The sequence below is a fragment of the Natronolimnohabitans innermongolicus JCM 12255 genome (assembly GCF_000337215.1).
Classification (GTDB): domain Archaea; phylum Halobacteriota; class Halobacteria; order Halobacteriales; family Natrialbaceae; genus Natronolimnohabitans; species Natronolimnohabitans innermongolicus.
This window is the reverse complement of record NZ_AOHZ01000016.1, coordinates 1-4,409: the sequence shown is the minus strand read 5'-3', so window position 1 is coordinate 4,409 and position 4,409 is coordinate 1. Positions and strand designations below refer to the sequence as shown.

General features: G+C 67.5%; 4 protein-coding genes. 2 read left to right on the top strand and 2 right to left on the bottom strand.

Annotated elements, in window-relative coordinates; all coding sequences use genetic code 11:
- Positions 1-652: bifunctional sugar-1-phosphate nucleotidylyltransferase/acetyltransferase (gene glmU / locus C493_RS03390; RefSeq protein WP_007258001.1), on the top strand; the 652-nt coding region annotated here is incomplete at its 5' end.
- Between the two features lie 185 nt (positions 653-837).
- Here the strand turns inward: glmU and C493_RS03385 are convergent.
- A complete protein-coding gene (locus tag C493_RS03385; RefSeq protein ID WP_007258000.1) occupies positions 838-1,377 on the bottom strand; it encodes a hypothetical protein in 540 nt (179 codons plus the stop codon).
- A gap of 299 nt (positions 1,378-1,676) precedes the next feature.
- Between C493_RS03385 and C493_RS03380 the strand changes: the two genes are divergently transcribed.
- Positions 1,677-2,921: a hypothetical protein gene (locus tag C493_RS03380; protein WP_007257999.1), complete on the top strand. Its 1,245-nt coding sequence runs from the start codon at positions 1,677-1,679 to the stop codon at positions 2,919-2,921.
- A 120-nt stretch (positions 2,922-3,041) separates the two neighbouring features.
- On the opposite strand, the gene C493_RS03375 is transcribed toward C493_RS03380, so the two are convergent.
- The gene (locus C493_RS03375; protein WP_007257998.1) at positions 3,042-4,271 is read right to left on the bottom strand and encodes an ABC transporter permease; all 1,230 of its coding nucleotides are present in this window, start codon (positions 4,269-4,271) and stop codon (positions 3,042-3,044) included.
- Positions 4,272-4,409: the final 138 nt, after the last annotated feature.

The following is a 4,409-nucleotide window of genomic DNA, read 5'->3' as shown; positions in this document are numbered from 1 at the left end:
CGAAAGCGAACGCGGCGAACACGAGATCACCGACGTGCTCTCTCAGGTCGTCGACGAGTTCTCGGTGACGCCCGTGACGCTCTCGCGCTGGCTCGACGTCGGCCGCCCGTGGGAACTGCTCGAGGCCAACGAGTGGAAACTCGGCGACCTCGAGGGGCACGTTGCGGGCGAGGTCAGCGAGGACGCCCACCTCGAGGGGACGGTCGTCGTCGAGGAGGGCGCGACGGTGAAACCCGGCGTCGTCGTCGAAGGACCGGTGTTGATCCGCTCGGGGGCGACCGTCGGGCCGAACGCCTACGTCCGCGGCGCGACGCTGGTCGGCTCGGACGCGAAGGTGGGCCACGCCGCCGAGGTGAAAAATAGCGTCCTCTCGCGGGGGGCGTCGGTCAGTCACCTCTCGTACGTCGGCGACAGCGTGCTGGGGCGCGACGTCAACTTCGGCGCGGGGACGAACGTGGCGAACCTGCGCCACGACGACGACGATATCGAGTTCACGGTGAAAGGCGAGCGCGTCTCGACCGGCCGCCGAAAGTTCGGCGTGGTCGCCGGCGACGACGTGAAGACGGGAATCAACTCGAGTCTGTCGCCGGGACTGAAGCTCTCGACGGGCGCGACGACGCGGCCGGGCGAGGCCGTCGATCGCGATCGGTAACGGAACGGACTCGAGCGTTCGGAACTCCGCTCCGTTTCTGTTCGGTCCCTTCCGCTGGTTCGCTCGTTTCGGGTACTCTTCGCGCCGTTGCTTCGTGCTCTCTTCCGTTCTTCGTGGTCCCTTCGTCGCTCTCCTCTCCGACCGCACTCTCCGCGTCCGCTCGATCCGGGCGACCGTCGCTCGTTCTATCGTTCGTTTTCGCTCCCGCTGGTCGTCGGAAACCCATCGGTCGTCGAGAGCCACAGGTCCTCGCCGTCGGGGTCGCACGCGGCTCGCCACTCGTCGGGAGCGCGAATCGTGGCCTCGAACTCGCCGCGCTGGTGGCCGACCGGCGGAATTTCTGCGATTCGGTGGACGCAGTGATCGACCGCGTCGGCCGCACGGAGGCGCGCGGTAACGGTCGCAGCTTCCGACGGAGTGAGTATCGAGAGCACCCGCTCGGTGTAACAGACGTGAATCCGATCGATATCGAAGGCGGCCCGAAGTCGTTCGAGGAGGTCCTCATCGCGGAGGTCACACCGGTGGAGTCGCGCACTCGAAACGTCGGCCTCGGCGAGCGGCTCGGCCTCGAGGTCGAACCCGTAGGCGTCGACGCCGCGCTCGAGGAGGTCGGCGACGGTCCCGGCGCTGCCACAGCCGGCAACGACGACGACCGGGTCGTCGGGTGCGGCCCGGTCGGTCGCGTACCGTGCGAGTTCGGCGCTCGGTGAAACGAACGATCCCATACCTGGGTCAGCGCGACGGCCGGGAAAAGCGTGTCGGGACGGGCGCGTACCGGTGTCTCACGCGCTGTCGCAGTTGCTGCGTTCGTGTCACCGCTCGAGATCGGTGACTGTAGCTCGCCCTTACACGCCCGTAATCAGGTTCTGTGAACAGTTCACGGTCGAAAGCAGTTTTTCGACTATCGGACCGACTTCGAGCGATTCGCAGAGTATTCGCTGAATTCATATCATAACAGATTACAGTTAGTATTACGATTATTGGCCTTTATGCTGTATTCCAGCTACTCTGTCCTGTGGGTCAAATGACTCGTAATGACGACGAGACGGACCACGGCGAACCGGATCGGGCGATCAGTCGACGGACCGCGATGGCGGGTGCTGGGGGATCACTCGTCGCGACCGTCGGCCTTGCCGGCTGCCTCGGAAGTACAGACACGAACGACGAGGGGAACGGTGACGAGAAGGGGACGGGCAAGGGCACAGACGATCGTCCGGCCGACGACGCCGACAAGCGTCCGGCGGACCATCGGCGCGCACTCGACGTGGCGTTTAGCTATGATGCCGATATGGATATGCGGTTTACGAACCGACTGCAACTCGACGGCGATCCTGCCGGTGGCGATCGAGCGAACGCCGTCCACTTCACCTCCCGCGGGGAGGAATCCGGCGACTACACCGCGACTGCAGTCGACCTCCGCAACCATTCGTTCACGCTCGGCACACTCAGAAAGGCCGAGAAGATTCAGTACGATTACTTCGTCGGCGCCGACGACGACGGCGCCTCCGACGATATCTTCCTGATTCTCGAGACGCCGGACGACGGGCTGGTCGTCACCTACCGCCCGAACGACGGGCCGGCGGCGAGCGAGTGGCAGACTCGCGAGGTCTACGCGGAGCTCGAAGCCGACGGATGGCGCGCCGTCACCGTCGACGACGACCTCGTCGACGTCGAAGACGAACGGGTCACGACGACGACGGAACTCATCGGCGAACACATCACCGAGTTGCGGAACGCGTCCCAGTACGCGAACGTCCTCGATCGATTCGGGACGGAGACGCAACTGCTCGGGCTCGCGATCGGCGACGGGGACCTCCTCGGCGAGACGGTCGTCGACCACTACGTCGACAACCTGCGAATCGGCGACGAGACGGTCACCATCCCCGCGATGCTCACGATGGACGTCGAGTTCACGCCGCCGCGGGTCCAGCCGGGCCGCGGCAACTTCACGACGACGCTCTCGTTTGCCAACCCGGCCGATCGGGAGGTGACGCTGAGCCTCGAGGACATCGACGCCGACTCGGTTCGGATCGCCCCGTACTCGCCGCTCGCACCGCCGGTGCCGGGAACCGACGAATCCGACGCCGCGGTCCCCGCGACGCGGCTTCGAAACGTCACCGGCCGCGGTGCCGACGTCGAATTCGAGGCCGATCAGGTCGCCGGACTTCTCGAGGACGGCCGCGAGACGACGGTGCTCATCTACGGCGCGTTCGAGGGTGAGGAGCCGTACACGTTCCTCGCCGTCGGCGAACTGGAGCAAGCGGGCTAAGCGGCGTCGCGGTTCGCGGTTCGCGGCTCTCGGTTTTCTTTCGTCGCTGCGCTCGACGCGGTCGGCGAGTTCGTTACAGAAACTCGAGGAGAAAGCCTACGACTCGAGTCGTGGCGGAAGTTACGTTGACTCGAGCGTCTCGAGGCGCGCGTCGCTCCCCGCCCGCCAGCCGGCCACGAGCGCGCCGATCGTCCCGACGACGAGCGCGATGGCCCCGCCGAGGACGTAGACCTCGGGCGGCGTCCGCAACAGCCCCTCGAAGCCGACGACGGTCGTCGTCAGCGCCTCGAGCGCGTAGGCCGCCGCCGGGGTCGCGAGCAGACCGAGCGCGCCGCCGGCGAACCCGAGCACGACGCCCTGGCCGCCGACGAGCCCGGCGATCGTCGACCGGGAGAGGCCGATCGCGTGCAACGCGGCGAACGTCTCGCGTTGCTGGGACGCGACGACCGCGAGCACGTTGACCGTCAGCGCGATCCCCGCGACGACCGCGAGGACGACCAGCGTGATCCCGCTGGCGAGGACGAGCACGCGTTCTTCGAGCATCGACTCGAGCTGTTGGTCGCTGGTCTGGACGTCGTACTCCGGATGGGAGTCGGCGACCTCGTCGCGGACGGCGTCGGGCTCGGCGCCGTCGGCGACCGAGAGGGTGACGAACGTCGCCCGGTCCGAGCCGGTCGTGCCGGCGATCTGCTGGAGTTCGCTGATCGGGAGCGTGACGGTCGGCGTCCCGAGGAACTGCGAGTACGTCGAGGCGACGCCGACGACCTCGAGTTCGCGGTCGGCCGCGGCGCCGGGGCTCGTCCCCGCGTGGATGGTATCGCCGACGCCGACGTCGAACTGTTCCGCCGTCGATTCGTCGACGATGATCTCCTCGGTCAGCGGCCCGTCGTAGTCGCCGTCGGCGTAGTGGACGTTCCCCTCGGAGAAGCCCTCGTCGTCGCCGAGGTCGGCGTCGCCGTGGGTGCTGGGGACGCCGACGCCCGTGACGAGTTCGAGGTCGTCGGGATCGTCGCCGACGTAGACCGCGTGGAAGGCCAGCGGCGACGCGGAGTCGACGTCGTCTCGCTCCTCGAGCGTCGCCGCGAGCTGGTGGGCGTCGGTGATCGGATTCTCGATGCCGCCGGTCTGGCTCACCTCGACGCCGCCGCCGGTCACCCAGACGTCCTGGTCGGCGTCCGCGAACTGCTCTTCGCCCGTCTCGAGGACGCCGAGGCCGAGACTCGCGAGCAGCGTCACGGCCAGAACGGCGAGCGCAATCGCGAGGACGACGAGGATCGTTCTCGCGGGGGAGTGACGGAGCTGGGCGAGCGAGAGGCCACCGATCGCGCGAAGTTTCGTGAGTCGGGACATGGCTGTGGGGTTAGCGGTTCAGTTCGTCGACGGCGTTCGTTCGCGCCGCGAGCGCGAGGGGGTACGGCATCGCGAGCAGTCCCGCGACGAGCGCGACGGCGAGCCCGTAGGGGACGAAGACGGGTTCGACGGCCGCGA